The organism is Cupriavidus sp. 05T313 (assembly GCF_056396665.1).
Window position 1 is genome coordinate 1 of sequence record NZ_JBFTLX010000225.1, and the last position, 16087, is coordinate 16087.

General features: G+C 64.4%; 12 protein-coding genes and 1 pseudogene. 2 read left to right on the forward strand and 11 right to left on the reverse strand.

What is annotated here, in order from left to right; all coding sequences use genetic code 11:
* Positions 1-216 (forward strand): tyrosine-type recombinase/integrase (locus tag AC1DKD_RS32500; RefSeq protein WP_477144171.1); only part of this gene is annotated, 216 nt, incomplete at its 5' end.
* A 215-nt stretch (positions 217-431) separates the two neighbouring features.
* Here the strand turns inward: AC1DKD_RS32500 and AC1DKD_RS32505 are convergent.
* From AC1DKD_RS32505 to AC1DKD_RS32540, 8 genes are all read right to left on the reverse strand, one after another.
* Positions 432-707, reverse strand: coding sequence for a hypothetical protein (locus tag AC1DKD_RS32505; RefSeq protein ID WP_477144172.1), 276 nt, complete (start codon positions 705-707; stop codon positions 432-434).
* 54 nt (positions 708-761) lie between these two features.
* Positions 762-923 (reverse strand): hypothetical protein, encoded by a 162-nt coding sequence (locus AC1DKD_RS32510; protein ID WP_441635783.1) that lies wholly within the window; start codon positions 921-923, stop codon positions 762-764.
* A 162-nt stretch (positions 924-1085) separates the two neighbouring features.
* Positions 1086-2708: a putative bifunctional diguanylate cyclase/phosphodiesterase gene (locus AC1DKD_RS32515; RefSeq protein WP_441635763.1), complete on the reverse strand. Its 1623-nt coding sequence runs from the start codon at positions 2706-2708 to the stop codon at positions 1086-1088.
* 418 nt (positions 2709-3126) lie between these two features.
* Positions 3127-5142, reverse strand: coding sequence for an MFS transporter (locus AC1DKD_RS32520; protein ID WP_477144173.1), 2016 nt, complete (start codon positions 5140-5142; stop codon positions 3127-3129).
* Between the two features lie 3 nt (positions 5143-5145).
* A complete protein-coding gene (locus AC1DKD_RS32525) occupies positions 5146-6744 on the reverse strand; it encodes an AMP-binding protein (RefSeq protein ID WP_441635767.1) in 1599 nt (532 codons plus the stop codon).
* Entirely contained in the window at positions 6737-7315 is a 579-nt protein-coding gene (locus AC1DKD_RS32530; RefSeq protein WP_441635769.1) for a (2Fe-2S)-binding protein, read from the reverse strand. The genes AC1DKD_RS32525 and AC1DKD_RS32530 overlap by 8 nt, the downstream gene beginning before the upstream one ends.
* The gene (locus AC1DKD_RS32535) at positions 7312-8127 is read right to left on the reverse strand and encodes an FAD binding domain-containing protein (RefSeq protein ID WP_441635771.1); all 816 of its coding nucleotides are present in this window, start codon (positions 8125-8127) and stop codon (positions 7312-7314) included. Before AC1DKD_RS32535 ends, AC1DKD_RS32530 begins: the two co-directional genes overlap by 4 nt.
* Positions 8124-11171 (reverse strand): xanthine dehydrogenase family protein molybdopterin-binding subunit, encoded by a 3048-nt coding sequence (locus AC1DKD_RS32540; RefSeq protein ID WP_441635773.1) that lies wholly within the window; start codon positions 11169-11171, stop codon positions 8124-8126. The genes AC1DKD_RS32535 and AC1DKD_RS32540 overlap by 4 nt, the downstream gene beginning before the upstream one ends.
* A 452-nt stretch (positions 11172-11623) precedes the next feature.
* Between AC1DKD_RS32540 and AC1DKD_RS32545 the strand changes: the two genes are divergently transcribed.
* Entirely contained in the window at positions 11624-12529 is a 906-nt protein-coding gene (locus AC1DKD_RS32545; RefSeq protein WP_441635775.1) for a LysR family transcriptional regulator, read from the forward strand.
* Between the two features lie 367 nt (positions 12530-12896).
* Here AC1DKD_RS32545 and AC1DKD_RS32550 read toward each other — a convergent pair.
* From AC1DKD_RS32550 to AC1DKD_RS32560, 3 genes and pseudogenes are all read right to left on the reverse strand, one after another.
* Positions 12897-13292 (reverse strand): annotated as a pseudogene (locus tag AC1DKD_RS32550) (aminotransferase class V-fold PLP-dependent enzyme); the annotation flags it as partial.
* Between the two features lie 264 nt (positions 13293-13556).
* Positions 13557-15017, reverse strand: a complete 1461-nt coding sequence (locus AC1DKD_RS32555) for a diguanylate cyclase domain-containing protein (protein WP_477144174.1) — start codon at positions 15015-15017, stop codon at positions 13557-13559.
* 789 nt (positions 15018-15806) lie between these two features.
* Positions 15807-16087, reverse strand: a 281-nt coding sequence (locus AC1DKD_RS32560; protein ID WP_477144175.1) for a sensor histidine kinase, incomplete at its 5' end; no start/stop codon positions are given.

Consider the following 16087-nt stretch of genomic DNA (forward strand, 5'->3'; position numbering starts at 1 on the left):
TGGGAAAGCCGGGCCGCGGTGCTCGCCAGCGCCTCGGCGCACTGGCTGCGCCATACCGCGGGGTCGCACATGACCGACCAGCAGGTGGACCTGCGTTTCGTGCGGGACAATTTCGGGCACGCTTCCATATCGACCACCAGCGCCTACCTGCACACCGAAGACGATGCGCGGCATGAGGCCACGCAGGAACGTCACCGGATTGGGTGGACGCGTTAGGGCTAGCTCCCCTGCTGGCCTTCCTCTTATTTCCGCCGGGGGCAAGAGCTTACGGAAAACACCCCGTTTCATGACGCGGAATTTCCAACGAGATTGTGAATTTTCCAACGGCGTACCGCTCAGGTGCGCCGTTTTGCCATGGGCGGCAGGAATGCGTTGAGGCAAGCGGAGACGGATTCCGAACACCTTCGCGCCGTTTCACATCCTGGCTCAATCTAGCGATGAGCGGCGCGCAATGCGCGAATGAGCTTCTGCACTAGCTGTTCATGTTGCTCCAGCGCCTCTTCAAGCGTGCAGGCTCCGTAGCTCTCGTTTTCTTCCGCCACCTTCCCAACAACACGAGTYACGAACAGCGGTGTGTCCTTAGGTGCTGGCTCTGACACCCCGCGGAAACGGGTAGTGACCACGACGCCGCAGTCTTCCATCAGCGTGCGGCGGAAGATCAGTTCGTTTTCAGCCATCCAGCGCGACCACTCGTCCTGGTCCAACACCTGGACAGGCCGGTTCTCCGCATCCAGGATATAGAAACGACTCTGATCGGGATTTCATAGGAGGATGATCGGAGTGGGTTGCAGCCATTCAATGAAGCCCTCCGGCAGTTCGCCGAACGGTGCGCCATTGCGCAGCGCCCTTGGCTTGCGCTGCAGCACCGCCAGATAGTAGCGCTTCGTGCCTGCCGCGATCCTGGGCATGCAAAGGAAAGGCATGTTTTCCGAGATCCATGCCAATCAAGGTGACCTCGCACATGGCAGGCCCCTCCAAGAAGTGACGCCTCCAGCCAAGGTGAAGCGTCAGGGATCGGGCTGATCAATTCACGCTGGCGACTCTCACCGCGCCAACGGCCCGCAAACAATGTCCGTTTGGCGCTATCACACACGCAGCATGAATTCCGCAAAGGCCTCCGAGTCAAGCGGGCGGCTGACTAGATAGCCCTGAATGGCATCGCATCCGGCATCCTTCAACTCCGCCGCCTGGCGTTGGCACTCGACGCCTTCCGCGATTGTTTTCATTCCCAGCGAACGAGCGAGACCGACAATGCTTCGGATGATCGCCGACGCCTTCTCCGAATCGACCAGCGCTCGAACAAACGACTTGTCGATCTTCAGAGTATCGATGGGCAGTCGGACCAGATAGCCGAGACTGGAGTATCCAGAGCCGAAGTCGTCCAGCGATGTGGATATGCCGGCTAGCTTCAGCGCGGCAAGAACGGACGTTGCCTTTTCGATATCGCTCACCAGACTGTCCTCCGTGACTTCAATGTCGAGCATTGCGGGGGAGACGTCGTATGCCCTCGCGATACGGAGAATCATGTCTGTCAGTCCCCCACAGAGAAGTTGCCGAGCCGACAGATTGAGGCCGATCCGCGGTATGGACACACCCAGCCGTCGCCAGGTACCGATATGCCGGCAAACTGCATTGAGCAGCCATTCGACGAGGGCGCCTTCATATGGGGACTCAAGTAGCACATCCAGGAATGCGTATGGCATCAGCAATCCTCGTTCAGGATGACGCCAGCGAAGAAGCGCCTCAGCACCGATTGGGGAAGCATCCGCGAGTGCTATCTGAGGTTGGAAATGAAGCTCGAACTGGTTCGCGGCAAACGCCTCACGAAGATCCATGCGCAAGGCAAGGCGGTCACGCATGCCCCGGTCGAGTGCGCCATCGTACGCGCGCACCTGAAATCGGCCAGATGACTTCGCTGCGTACATGGCCGTGTCGGCACGACTCAGCAATGCCTCGGCTGATTCCGGCGCTTCTCTCAGTAGCGCGATGCCAATGCTAGCCGACAGGGAGACTGACCTTCCGCATGCCTCGAATGGCATTGCGAGCTCACTGAGCACCGCATGCGCGAACGCTTCTGCCGCCTTTTCGGTAGTATCGCGTAACAGCAGAACAAACTCGTCGCCCCCTACGCGCGCGGCGAAAAATTCAGGTGCGAGAATTGCGAGTAGCCTTTTCGCAAAGCCGCGCAGCAGATCATCGCCGACAGCATGACCGAACGCATCGTTGACTTCCTTGAAATGGTCCAGGTCAATAAACAGCACCGCCAGGGAAGCAGCATGCGTAAAATCTGATGAAGCAGCCTCGGCGACCGCGCCTGATAGCGCTTCCATGCACTTGCGCCGGTTGGGCAAACCAGTCAGATAGTCGTGACTAGCTTCAAACTCCAACAGCGCCGCGTGCTCGTGTTCGCGCGTGACGTCGCGGAAGAGTACCGTGATGCCATCGTCGTGGGCAAATGAGCGAGCCTCAAACCAGGTGCCGAGCGGTGCGTAATAGTCAGTATGCCGACCGGGGAGTCCAGTTGCCGCCGTCTGCTGATAGACGCGGTAGTAGCCGGAGTCCACCAAGTCCGGGTAACACTGCCATATGTCGCGTCCCAGCAGGTTTTGCCGCTCCTGCTGCAAGTATCGTTCAGCTGTATGGTTGAGATAGGTGAAGCGCCACGATCTGTCTATCGACATGAATCCGTCGCTCAGGCTATCAAGCATGTCACCAAGGTGAGGCGGTGCGGGCCGTCGGGCGCCGGCATCTTTCGGGCGGGGAGGACAAGAGTCAGTCTGTCGTTCCATTTTGTTTGGGGCCATCTGTTCGCTTCGGACCCAAAGGCATCGCACGTGCGCAAACCATGGGCTCATTGCATTCTAGCCGCGTTTGCCACCGCTACGAACATTGGGATGCGCTCGCGCCCCCCCTGGCTTTCATGGGGATGATGCTGCCCCCGCATGCAAGTCGGTCATTCATCGTGTGTTGCGCTTGTTATCAAGCGGACGACAAAACGCGACCACCTGCCCCCCAGAGTTAGTCCATACACAACATCGTCCGAGGCCTCCCCCAGCAAGCTCATCATTTTCGCCGTCCCCTTCAAGCACCTGTCGGAGATTTTATGCGACGGCCCGGGCTGGATCTCTACGCTCCATTGTCGCCAAGGCGCCCTGCCGTCTCCGGAACGATGAACGCACCCACCAGGTAGATGATGGTGACAACCGCCAGGAAGATGCCCAGCACCATGGGCAGTTCGGCCGGGGTGCTGGCGCACAGCGAAGCAAACGTCGGCATCATGCCACCGACGGCAAATCCGATATTCCATGACAGCCCGGTCCCCGTGGCACGGATGCTGGTGGGGAACCGTTCGTTCAGGAAAATGAGGATCGGGGCAAAGCCGCTGCAGCCCAGCATGGCCAGCACCACGGCATACAGGCCGAGCGTGGTGGTGTCCGGCGCCGCCGGCATCCACTGGTAGAGCAGCGGCAGCACCATCACGTTCAGCGCGCCGATCAACAGGAAGGCTCGCTTGCGGCCGATCATCGTACTGAGGTGGCCGGCAAGAATCGATGCCACGATCACACCCAAACTGCTAGCCATCAGGATGGCGGCAGCCTCGCCAGCCGGTGYCTTCACCACCACCTTGAGGAAGGTCGGCAGATAGCCGGAGGTCAGGTAGTAGGCGCTGCCACCGCCCACGGTGAGCAGGATGTTGACGAAGAGGACGCCACGGTACTGGCGGGAGAAGATCACGCGCAGCGGGTTCTCAACCGGCGCGGCATGCCCCTTGGCCGCCTGCAACTGCTTCCACAGCGGAGACTCCTCCAGCGAGTTGAAGATGAACAGGCCGAGCAACGAGCTGATGATGCCGGAGAAGAACATGCAGCGCCAACCCCAGGCATCGAACGCTTCCCCCGGAAACAGCGCGGTCATCGCCATGTAGGTAATGGAAGCCAGCAATGCCCCGATGCCCGCGYCACCGCCACCGACCAGCCCGGAGACGGCGCCGCGCCAGGATGGGGGCACCGATTCGGTACCGATGGTGTGGGTGGATGCCACCACGCCACCAACGAAGATACCCTGCACCAGCCGGAGCAGGATAAACAAGGCTGGCGCAAGCAGCCCAACCTGACCCACCGTGGGCAGCAGGCCGAACGCCGCCGTGGACAAGCCAACGCCAGTGACGGCAACTACCATCGCCCCCTTGCGGCCGTGGCGGTCGGCATAAGAGCCGAAGATCGCCGAGCCGAGCGGCCGCATCAGCAGCGTCACGGCAAACGACGCATACACCGCCGCCAGCGACAGCATGGCGTGCTCCGACGGAAAAAACAGCCTGCCGATCACGGGCGCCACGAACAGCAGGATGAACAGGTCGAACAGGTCCAGCGCCCATCCCATGCACGACGCCGCCACGGCACCAAACACCTGGCGATTGCTCGCCGCTGGCAGCGCCTCGCTGATCGTCGCTGCACTCTTCTTTGCTACGGCTTCCATTGTTGTCTCCTTTGGCGCCAGCGGCGAGAAGCCGCGCAGTTCGTCGACCAGCGCATCGGTGGCGGCTTCCAGCTCGGCGTCTGCCACGCATTCCACGGCGATGCCCCACTCATAAGCCTGCTTGCCCGAGATGCGGCGCGAGCGCATCACGATGTCCTTGGTGCGGCCGATGCCCACCATCTTCTGCAGGCGCGCCGAGCCGCCCGAGCCGGGGATCTGGCCGAGCTTCTGCTCCGGCAGCGCGTACTGCGTGGTCTCGGTGGCGATGCGGAAGTCGCACGCCAGGGACAGCTCGAAGCCCACGCCAAAGCAGTAGCCGCGGTTGGCGGCAATCACCGGCTTGCTGCAGCGCGCCGGTGCCGCCACGTTCCAGGCCAGTTGCGAGACATGCTCGGGCGATGCCTCCAGGAAGCCCTTGATATCGCCGCCGCTGGAAAAATGCTCGCCTTGCGAACGCAGCACGATCACGCGCACGCGATGGTCGGCATCAAGCGCCTCAATGACGGCGCGCAACTGGTCGCGCGCTGCCATGGCGATCACGTTGTAGGGTGGACGGTGCAGGATGATGTCCGCACGCTCGCGCCCGGCATCGATCTCCACGGAGAAGCCGTCGAGTTGCTGGAGCCGCTGCTGGTCGGGATGGATCATCTCGGTTGCCTGGGTCATGTCTTACTCCTTGATGGTATCGACAGGCGCGGCGTCCGCTGCCTGGTTGGGGTTGGGATTAGGGTCGGGGCTCACGGAATGCGGGGCCAGCGCGTAGTCGCCGGCGGACAGCTTGCGGCGCAGGATCTTGCCAACCGGCGACTTGGGAATCTCCGCCACGAAGACGTAGTCGCGCGGGCGCTTGAAATTGACCAGGTCAGAGCCGCGGCAGTAGGTATCCAGGGCTTGCGCGTCGATGTTGCCGCGCGGCTTGACGAAAGCCACCACCTTCTGGCCCCAGCGCGGATCCGGCACTCCGGCCACCGCCACCTCATCTACCGCCGGATGCAGCGACAGCACCGACTCGATATCGACCGGGGAGATGTTCTCGCCGCCGCTGATGATCATGTCGTCCACCCGGCCGCTGACGAAGAGGTCGCCCTCGGCATCGAAGTAGCCGGTGTCGCCGGTGAAGTACCAGCCATCGCGCAGCGATTTTGCATTGGCGTCGGCGCGGTTCCAGTAGCCCTCGAAGGCCTCGTCGCCGCGCAGGTCGGCGATGATCTGGCCTTCCTCGCCGGTAGCCGCCAGATCGTCGGGTGAGCGGGCATCCAGGCGCACCACGCGCAGGCGCGTGTTGATACCGGCGCGCCCGGCGCTGCCGGGCTTGCGGGTGGCGCGCTGGTCCACGCTGAAGGTGTACACCTCCGACGAGCCGTAGTGGTTCACGAACAGCTCCGGCTCGAAGGCCTGCGCGAGGCGGCGCAGCAGGCCGTCGCTCATCGAGGCGCCGGCAAAGCCGAGCTTGGTCGCGCTGCGCACGACGGAGGCATCGAACCCCGGATCGGCCAGCAGGTCGTGGTATAGCGTCGGCACCAGGTACAGGCAGCTGATTCTGTGGGTGGCGATCTCCTTGAGCGCCTGCCCGGCGTTCCAGCGCCGCACGCAGACGAACAGGCCGTCCACCAGCGCCATTGCCAGCAGCGAGCGTACGCCCATGGTGTGGTAGAGCGGCATCACGCCAAGGGTGCGCTCACCATGGCGATACAGGTTCTGCGCCACGTGCGCCAGCGCCGCGGCACGCTCCTGCTGGTGGCGGCGCGGCACGCCCTTGGGCTTGCCGGTGGTGCCCGAGGTGTAGAGCATCAGCGAGACATCGCCCGCTTCTGCCACCGGGCCGCCATGCAGCGCAACGCTGTCCAGCAGCGAAGCGAAGGACATCGAGCCGCCAGCCGCGCAGTCCAGCGCTATGCAGGGCACGGCCTGCGCCGCCGGGCTGCCCAGCACCGCATCGGCGCTGACCGGCTCGAACACCAGCGCCTTGACGCCGGCATCCTGCACGCAGTAATCGAGCTCCTCCGGCTTGGCACGCCAGTTCAGCGGCACCATCACGATGCCGGCGAACTGGCAGGCCCAGTGCAGCGTCGCCATTTCCCAGCGGTTTTGCAGAACGGCCAGCAGGCGATCGCCCGGCGCCAGGCCGATCTCGCGCAGGCCGGACGCCACGCACCGGATGCGCTCGTACCATTGCGCATAGGTAAGCATCAGGTCGCCGTCGACAATGGCGGGCGCGTGCGGGCTGCGCTCCACGCTTTGCAGGAAGGTGCGGCCTAGATCAAGCATCGCAGGCCTCCTGGGTATCTACGCCGGCAGCAGCATAACGAGCCCGTGCACGGATCGCGGCTACGTCGAGCACGGCGGCCACGATGGGGGTGTAGCCCGTACAGCGGCACAGGTGGCCGGACAGCATGTCGCGCACCTGCGCTTCGCTGGGTTCCGGCACGCGCTCCAGGTAGTCCGCGCACGACATCAGAATGCCGGCCGTGCAGAAGCCGCACTGCAGCGCGTGGTGGCGGCGGAAGGCTTCTTGCAGATCGCCCAGTCCCTCGGCCGGCGCCAGCCCTTCGACGGTATCGATGGCCCGGTGCTCGGCCTGCACCGCCAGCATCAGGCACGAGCGCGCGGCAACGCCGTCGACGCGTACCGTGCATGCGCCGCAGACGCCGTGCTCGCAACCCACATGGGTGCCGGTGGCACCGAGCTCGTGGCGCAGGAAGTCCGACAACAGCTCGCGCGGCTCGCAATAGCCGCTGCGCTCGCGGCCGTTCAGGGTCAGGGTGATGCGGCGTTGCTCCTGGCGCTGCATCACCTCGGCGGGCTTGCCGGATACGGCGCCCTTGGTGGTCTTGCTCATTTTGCCTCCTCGATCACACGCATGCCCAGTTGCCGCACAAGGTGCCGGCGGTACTGCGCGCTGATATGGGCGTCGTCCTGCGCGCCCAGTTTCCAACTGAAATCGTTGATGGCCTCCTCCAGGTCCTTGCCCTGCAGGCGCGGCCAGGTTTCCAGCACCGGCCGGTCCGCCACGCCGCCAACCGCCAGCGCGATGGCGTCATCGGTCACGGTGGCCGCGCAGGCCACCAGCGCAAAATCGCCATGGCGTGCGGAGAACTCGGCAAAGCCGTAGCGCGCGCCGGGGCGCCGCAGCGGAAAGCGCACCGCCTCCACCAGCTCGTCGGGCTCGCGCGCCGTCATCAACATGCCCTGGAAGAAACTGGCCGCAGGCAGCACGCGGCGGCGGCGGGCTGAACGCAACACCACCTCGCCGCCCAGCGCGGTCAGCACCAGGGGCAATTCCGCGCTCGGGTCGGCATGGGCGACCGAGCCGCACACGGTGCCGCGATTCCGGATCTGGAAATGCGAGATATGCGGAAAGGCCATGGCCAGCAGCGGCACCTCGTCGGCCAGCGTGGTGCGCCATTCGACGCTGCCCTGCGTGGCCGCGGCACCCACCACCAGGTGAGCGTCTTCCACCCGCACCGTGTTCAGCTCGGCGGTGCGCGAGATATCGATCAGCAGTTGCGGCGCCGCCAGGCGCATGTTGAGCACCGCCATCAGCGACTGGCCACCGGCCAGCACGCGCGCGCCCTCGGCGCCGCGGGCCAGCGCATCGAGCGCTTGCTGCGTGGTTTCGGCGCGCAGGTAATCGAAAGCGGATGGTTTCATCGACGGACTCCCAAACGGGCCAGCAGGCGGGCAAGCCAGCCTTGCGGCCGTACCGGCTTGCCGGCGGCCTGGCGGCCGAGCGATTCAAACAACTGGCGCAGCACCACCTTGGCGGCGCCTTCCAGCATGCGTCCGCCCACGGCAGCGACCTTGCCGGATACCTCGGCCTCGTAGTCGTAACTCAGGCGCGTGCCGCTGCCATGCGGGACCAGCTCCACCAGGCCGGCGCCGCGCGCACTGCCCAGCGAGGACATGCCTGCGCCTGCCAGCCGCAGCCGGCGCGGGGGATCGAGGTCCGACAGTGCGATCTCCGCCTCGAAGCGGGCCTTGATCATGCCAACCCCCACCGTCACGTCGGCGCGGTAGTGATTCTCGGCGGTGCGCTCCAGCGCGTGGCAGCCTGGCACCACCTTGGCCAGTGCCTGCGGGTCCACCAGCACGGCGAAGATGGCTTCGGGCGTGGCATCCAGATCCACTGAGCCGCGCGCGGTGAGCGCCTTGCCGCTGCCCTTGCGGGCCGCGGGCACGGCGGCCTCGCGCATCGCTTCGAGCAGCTCGGGGCGCGACGGCGGCGGATCGTCGAAGCCCACCATGGCCATCACCTTGGCCGGGGTCAGCGGCAGGCGGATGTCCTGCTCGCCGAGCGCGTCGGCCACCGCGTTGGCGATGCAGGGCGGCGTGCTCATGTTGTTGCCCTCGCCCAGGCCCTTGGCGCCGAGCGGCGTGAAGGGGCTTGGCGTTTCCAAGTGCACAATCACCGGGTCCGGCACCTCGCAGGTGGTCGGCATCAGGTAGTCGGCCAGCGTGCCGGACTGGAAGCTGCCGTCGGCGCCGTAGCGGAACTCTTCCATCAGCGCCGCGCCCAGCCCTTGGGCGAAGGCACCGCGGATCTGGCCATCGGCCAGCGCCGGGTTGAGCAGCGTGCCGGCGTCGTGCGCGGTCACGTAGCGGTCGATGCGCACGCGCCCCGTGGCGCGGTCGATCTCTACGCCGCACATGTCGAAGGCAAAGCCGTAGGCGGCCGAGGTGTTGATGCGGTCGTTCTCATCCGGCGCTTCCAGGTTGGGCGGCGACCAGAACACCGTCTCGCGCAGGCCCGGCTCCTCTCCGGCCGGCAACTGCTGCGGTGACCAGTGCGGCGCATTGCTGGCCACGCGCGTGAAGGGCAGGCCAGATTCGGGCGCGCCTTTGCGGGCAATGCGGCCGTCTTCGAACACCACCTCGGCGGGCGTGCAGCCGAACTGCGGTGCCACGATGCGCGCCAACTTGTCGCGCACCCGCTCGGCGGCCAGGTGCACTGTGCCGGCCACGGCGCCAGCGAAACGGCTGGAGTAGTTGCCGGCGGCGACCGACCATGCATCCTTGTGCGTATCGAACTCGACGTTCACGACCACGTCGGCCGGATTCACGCCGAGCACATCGGCCACCACCTGCGCGCACACTGTCATATGGCCCTGCCCGGCCGGCGTCGAGGCAATGGTGACCACCACGCCGCCGAGCAGGTCGACGCTGACCGTGGCGCTGGCGATGGCGCCGTTCTTCGGCCCCGCTTTCTTGCGCGCCTCGGCGGGCATGGCGGTGGTGATATAGCCCATGTTCGACACCGAGGGCTCGACGATGGCGGCAAAGCCAATGCCATAGAGCCGGCCCTCGGCGCGTGCGACATCGCGGCGGCACGTCAGCTCGTGGTAGCCGCCTTCTTCCAGCGCGCGCGCCAGCGCCAGCTGGTAGTTGCCGGAGTCYAGCAACGCGCCCGCCGCGGCGCGATAGGGAAAGGCATCGGCGGCGACAAAGTTGCGGCGATACACATCGAGTGGATCGAGCCCGAGTTGTGTCGCGATGCGATGCACCAGCCGCTCCAGCGCAAAATACACCTGCGGGCCGCCAAAGCCCCGCACCAGGCCGGTGGGCGTCTTGTTGGTCATCACCACGCGGTTGCGCACCAGCAGGTTGGGAATGTCATAGGCGCCAGTCAGGCAGCCATGCATGCGGTAGAAGGTAGCGGGCTCCGGCGCGCGCAGATAGCCTCCGCAGTCTTCGATCTGGTCATAGGCCAGTGCTTTGATGCGGCCGTCTGACTCCACCGCGGCTTCCAGCGTGGACAGCCGCGCGGTGGCGGAGGTGGCGGCGCTGAGATGCTCGAGCCGGTCCTCCACCCACTTCACCGGTGCGCCGGCCTTGCGGGACGCCAGGCACATCAGCACCGCGTAAGGAAACACCGCCTGCTTCACGCCAAAGCTGCCGCCGGAATCGCGCGGGGCCTTGTGGCGCAGCCGGTTGGCCGGCACCTTGAGCGCCATCGCCATCACCGCATGCAGCGAGAACGGCCCCATGAAATTGGAGGTGACGTCGTAGCCTTCGTCACCGGGCAGGAACTCGGCAATCACCACGCCGCATTCGATCGGCGTGCAGGTGTTGCGCGGATAGTGCGCGGTCAGCGTGACCCGGTGCGGAGCCGCGGCAAAGGCGGCTTCAGGCTCGCCGTAGCGGAAGTGGCGGTCGCTCACCACATTGGCGCCTACGCCGGGATGCAGGATGGGCGCATCGTCGGCCAGCGCGGCCTCGATCGATACCACCGGCGGCAACACGCGGTAATTCACCCGCACCAGGTCGAGCGCGTCTTCGGCCAGGGCACGGCTCTCGGCCATTACCACGGCCACCGGCTCGCCCACATAGCGCACGCGGTCCGTGGCCAGCGCCCATTGCTCCATCGGCGCCTTCACCCCCACCACGAAGGGGCGCGACCAGGCTGCCAGGTCGGCGCCGGTCAGCACCCCATGCACGCCCGGCGCGGCAAGTGCCGCGCTGGCATCGATGGTGCCAAGTTCGGCATGCGCATGCGGGGACCGCACGATAGCGGCGTGCAGGGTGCCCGGCTTCACGCCCAGGTCGTCGCCATAGCGGCCACGGCCGGTGAGGATCGCGGCGTCCTCGAGCCGCTCCATCGAGCGGCCGACGTGACGCTGGCGCGAGGCCGCGCCGGCCGCTGCGGATTCAAGGTGGATAGCCGCCGCTGCGGCGGGCAGGCTGCGCTTGTCGCTCATGACCGGCCCTCCCGCGTGGCGGAACTGGCACGGTCCATCTGGTTAGCGGGGATTGCGGGCCGGCACGGGGAGATGCCACGCGGCACGGGGCGAACGCCCGCTACCGCTGTCTCCAGTGTCGTGCCRGTCATGCCGCCAGCATCGTTCTGTCTCATTCCTGACTCCGTTCTGCGCGCCGGACCCGGTGGGCGAATCCGCCGGTTCATGCAACGTTGAACAGGAGCTTAGTGAGAATATGGTATTAGTTCTAATATTGTTTTTTGATTGTGCTAATCATTTTTAATGATGCCATGCAGGGCGGTCCTTAGTAGGCACATGTTGCCTCACAGCACGTCAAAGATAAGGGTTTCCCCCATATATCGACCAGGCTTTCCGAGACCTGCCGCAGCAAAAAAGCTGATACGCTCAGTCCCGTTACACAAATTCGTTGATACCGAATCGACCCACTTAGCATGGACCTCAGACAGATCCAGTACTTCATTGCGCTGTTCGAAGACGGCTCCGTCACGCGCGCGGCCAAGCGGCTGAATATCGTGCAACCGGCGCTCAGCATGCAGATCGCCAAGCTGGAAGAAGAGTTCGGACAGAAGCTGTTCGATCGCATCCCGCACGGGATGGTGCCGACAGCGGCCGGCCGCATGATGTACCGCCTGTGCCTGCCGATCACGCGGGACCTCGCCAACGCCCGGCAGCAACTGATGCAACGCGAGGAGCAGGTGGCCGGCAGCATCTCCATCGGTATGGTGGCTTCCGAAACGGAAAGCGTGCTGGTGGGGTCGCTGGTGCGCTTCAATGCGCGCTACCCGAATGTGGAGGTATCGGTGGCGGACGGATTCAGCGCCACGCTGATCGACCTGGTCTCCGCCGGCCAGCTCGACGCGGCCGTGGTGCATAAGCCCCGTGGCAAGCTCTCGCTCCATGTGCAATCCCTTCATGACGAGGAAATGGTGCTGGTTACCAGCGCCGAGCATGGCCCGGAACTGCCGGCAGCGGTGGAACTCACCAAGCTGCCCGGGCTGGAACTGGTGCTGCCCACCAAACGCCACGGCTTGCGCGGCGTGCTGGATGCGGCCACGCAACTGGAAGACGTGACCCTGCAGCCGAAGTTCGAGATCGACATCCTTGGCACCATCGTCCAGTTCGTCGAGGCCACGCGCTTTGCCACGGTGCTGCCGCGCATCGTGGTGCAACGCGCGGTGGACGAGGGCCGGCTGCGCATGTACCCCATCCTGGCGCCGCGCATCGTGCGCCACCTGGTGTGCGTGAGCCATCCGCAGCGCCCGCTCAGCACAGCAGCCGATGCGCTGATCGCGATCGTGGCCGAGGAGATCCGGAGGGTGTCAGGCACCGCCGCCTGATGCGGGTGCGGCGGCCCTGGCTACCCCTGCCCTTGCATCGGGCTGCGCACCGCGCGCGGCGCATCGCTGCCAGCCGGTCCATGTTGCCGAGGTGGCGCAGCCAGCTGCGCAGGGTCAGCGCCCCTTCGGGCAATGGCGCGGCTTACGGCGCGCTGTTCGTCGTTTCGGCGGGTTGCCTGGGCATGGCGTGACTCCTGGGTCGTCGGTGTGCGGCTCAGGCCAAACTGGTCCAGACTGGCCCCGTCGCACTCAATGTGAGGCAAGCCTAGTCAGGAAGGTGCATCAGGTCTAATACTGTTTATTGATCCGAAATATCATAGTTTCTGATAAACGTGTTTGACCCGATGACAGGCGAGAGGCGCTGAACGCTAATGCCGCGCTCGAACAGTGTCCTGCGGGCAGCGCCCTCGCCATCTGCCACCGTGCCAGATAGGCCGCCGAGCCAGCAAACGTAATCGACGATTTCAGAGACCACGGCGAACTGCCAGGGCGCGGAACTGCCCAGGTTCCAGAACCCAGGCGCCTTGCCGTTCAGTTTGTGGTGCGGCAGCAGCGAGGCGCGATCCGATAGCCAGGCAATGCCGGATCCCCGGCAGCCGAAGAACTTGTACGGCGCGATGTTGATCCCGTCGACGGGCGTCTTCTGCAGGTCGATCAGGCCGTGCGGCGCGTGCTGTACCGCGTCCACGATGATGTAGAGGCCGGGCTTGACCAGCCGCGCCCGCCGCACGATTTCCTCAATGTCCAGCTTCGCGCCGGAGATGTACCGTGGGGGCTTTGTCATGGCAGCAGGGATAGGCGCGAGGGTGACGGTCTTGAACGTGGTCGCAAGCGGCGCGCCGCTGGATCCCACCGTACGAGGCGAGCTTGCGATCAGACTCCTTACTCTACTGGATTTTCATGCGTAGGCGCTTGGGTCAGCGAAATGGCTCGCTGGTTATTTCGACCACGCTACCGTGAAGTTACTTAATCCTGCATCGCCTACGCGACGAGCATCATTTTCCGGAATCAGCGACGTTCCTCGTTCTCAACCGCGCATCCCGACCGGTGAATCGTTAAGCTCGTGCACGACAATACGCGCCTTGCCTGCGACTTTCGCACGATACATTGCGGCATCCGCGGCGCGTAACAGGGCTTCGCCACTCAATGAGGCTGCCTGGTCGTGCGGTAGCACGCCGATACTCGCCGATAATTGGACGACGTTCGCCCCGAACCTTATGGGCTGGCTCAGTGTCCGCAGGATTGCGCGTGCAATCTTCTCCAGTGCAGCACGATCGAACGCAGGGCCGGTCAGCAGCAACGTGAACTCATCCCCTGCATGCCGCGCAACCAGATCCCCGCCACGTACGCAGCGGCTGATCCGGCGCGCGGCTTCAACAAGTACTTCGTCGCCGCACTGATGCCCGTATGTATCGTTGACAGCCTTGAAGCCATCCAGGTCGATAAACATGATGGCAGCCACACCGTCGCCGCTTGCTGCGCATGCCGCATCCAGCCTCTCGAGGAACGAGCGTCTGTTAGGCAGGCCGGTCAGCGCGTCGTGGAACGCCTGATGCCGCAGGCGATCAAGCAATGCCGTTCGCTCAGTCACATCCTGCACCAGCAGGTAGTACCCATCAGCCGCCTGATCGTGGACCCGACGCGGCACCAGCACACCGCGCAGGACACGTCGACTCCCGTTAAGCGTCGCTCCAACCTCGTACTCGACCCTTTCGCCGTTGAGCACGCGTTGGACGTACGGCTCGATGGCAGCAGCATAGTCAGCGTCGAGAACTTCATGGGTGAGTCGTCCCACGATCTCCTCCGGGTCCAACCCCAGCCACTCGCGATAGGTTGAGTTGGCGAACCGAAAACGTCGCTCACTGTCGACGTAAGCGACCAGCACCGGCAAATTGTCAGCAATGGCGCGCAAATCTACCCGCGTGTCTCCCAATTGCCGCTCGGCGGTCGTCAGTTGCTCGCGCGCCCTGCGCAGAACCTCCGAGGCCTCATGCGCTCCCCGATGCAACGCAGCCTCCCGCGCATCGCGCGCGGCTTTTTCCCGTTGCTCCGCCTGGGTATCGTGAATGACAAACAGCCAGCCTCCGTCGCGGGTCGACGTCGTCTGCTTCGGTGCCACCTGCACTCGCGCTGGCCTACTTTGCTTGTTGCGCAACCGGAACGTTACGTCGAGCGTCCGGACCTCGACCCCGCGGCCACGATTAAGTGCCTGCACGGCCTGTTCAAGGTTGGTCCGGTCGCTCGCATCCAGCAGATCGAGGATGTTCGTTTTCGGCAGCGGAGCGCGCGAGTGCGCGAAGAATTTCACGCAGGCATCATTCATGTGCCGCCACTCCCAGTCCCTTCCGATATGCGCGATAGCGACCGGCGTTCGATGGAACGTCTCGACGTAAAGCGCATGCTGGGCTTGAAGTCGGTCGATCGCGTGAAGCACCTCCAAACGATCAGAGCTGTCCAGCTTGCGCAGGCCAACTTCGTGCTCGATCATTTGTCCCAAGTCTACTAGCATCTGACGTTGTTGGCGCCTGWAGCGCCGCGGCAACGCGTGCATCACACATAGCATACCGATGGGTCGGCCGCACGGTAGACGCAGCGCAATGCCTGCGAAAAAGCGGAACAGCAATTCGCTGGTTGCCAGTGGCCCTTGCGCAAGCTCCGCATCGGACAGCGCATCCCTGACGACGAACGGTTCCTCGCATTGGAGCGTCCGGCTATAGTACGTCTCCACATGGAATACGACGTCCCGTTCGCACCCGCTTGCGCCTATGACTTCTGGCTGGCCCAGTCTGTCGAGACATACGACGGATATTGGTAAATTCAGCGCGCGCGCGGCGACCCGGGTCACGCGCTCAAAGTACTGATCGTAGTCGCTTTCTGGTGGCATGGTGGCGCTGGCTGGTTATCGTTGTTGCTGCTGCGCATCCATGATGCATTCGTCTTTCACGCTCCATGCTCCGTTCCGGTCAGATTGTGAAACGCACTTATTGACGTCCTCGCCGATCACGTCACACGCAGGGAAGTCGGCGCGGCAATTCGCTGAGGCAGGCTCGTCTCTTTACTCGGCGGCTCACGCGCTCGCCTTGACCGTTAAGACGATATGCAAGGCACGGCGTAAGAATGATCCCGGCGACTTTGCGTGGGCTCACCTGATTGGCACGCCGCAATGGAGGATTTTGGCAGGCCGTTATAACGGCGCTTGACAACGGTGCCACGACCATGATTGTCGTCGGTGACGTGGCATCGCAGATCGCGCCGCGCGGCGTATGACACATTAAGGCTATTCCACCGCCGGAAGGTGCAGCGTAACGGTCGTGCCCTTGCCTACTTCGCTCTCAAGAGAAATATGGCCGCGATGTAGCAGCACAATCTCACGCACGAGGGCAAGGCCCAGACCATCGCCGGCCGACCCATGCTGCAGCTTGCCTCGGAAAAATTTGTCGAACACCAGCCCGAGTTCGTCAACTTTGATCCCCATGCCTCGATCGGTCACTTTCAGCATGGCGTTGCGGCGTTCGTCCGACGCGCTAGCGACCGAGATGTTGACCTCTCTCCCAAGCC

Excerpts from the sequence above, each read along its gene's own strand:
- AC1DKD_RS32515 (WP_441635763.1), bottom strand. The coding sequence starts at position 2,708 with ATGCTTGATAGCCTGAGCGACGGATTCATGTCGATAGACAGATCGTGG.
- AC1DKD_RS32535 (WP_441635771.1), bottom strand. The coding sequence starts at position 8,127 with ATGAAACCATCCGCTTTCGATTACCTGCGCGCCGAAACCACGCAGCAA.
- AC1DKD_RS32555 (WP_477144174.1), bottom strand. The coding sequence starts at position 15,017 with ATGATCGAGCACGAAGTTGGCCTGCGCAAGCTGGACAGCTCTGATCGT.
- AC1DKD_RS32530 (WP_441635769.1), bottom strand. The coding sequence starts at position 7,315 with ATGAGCAAGACCACCAAGGGCGCCGTATCCGGCAAGCCCGCCGAGGTG.
- AC1DKD_RS32525 (WP_441635767.1), bottom strand. The coding sequence starts at position 6,744 with ATGCTTGATCTAGGCCGCACCTTCCTGCAAAGCGTGGAGCGCAGCCCG.
- AC1DKD_RS32510 (WP_441635783.1), bottom strand. The coding sequence starts at position 923 with ATGCCTTTCCTTTGCATGCCCAGGATCGCGGCAGGCACGAAGCGCTAC.
- AC1DKD_RS32545 (WP_441635775.1), top strand. The coding sequence starts at position 11,624 with ATGGACCTCAGACAGATCCAGTACTTCATTGCGCTGTTCGAAGACGGC.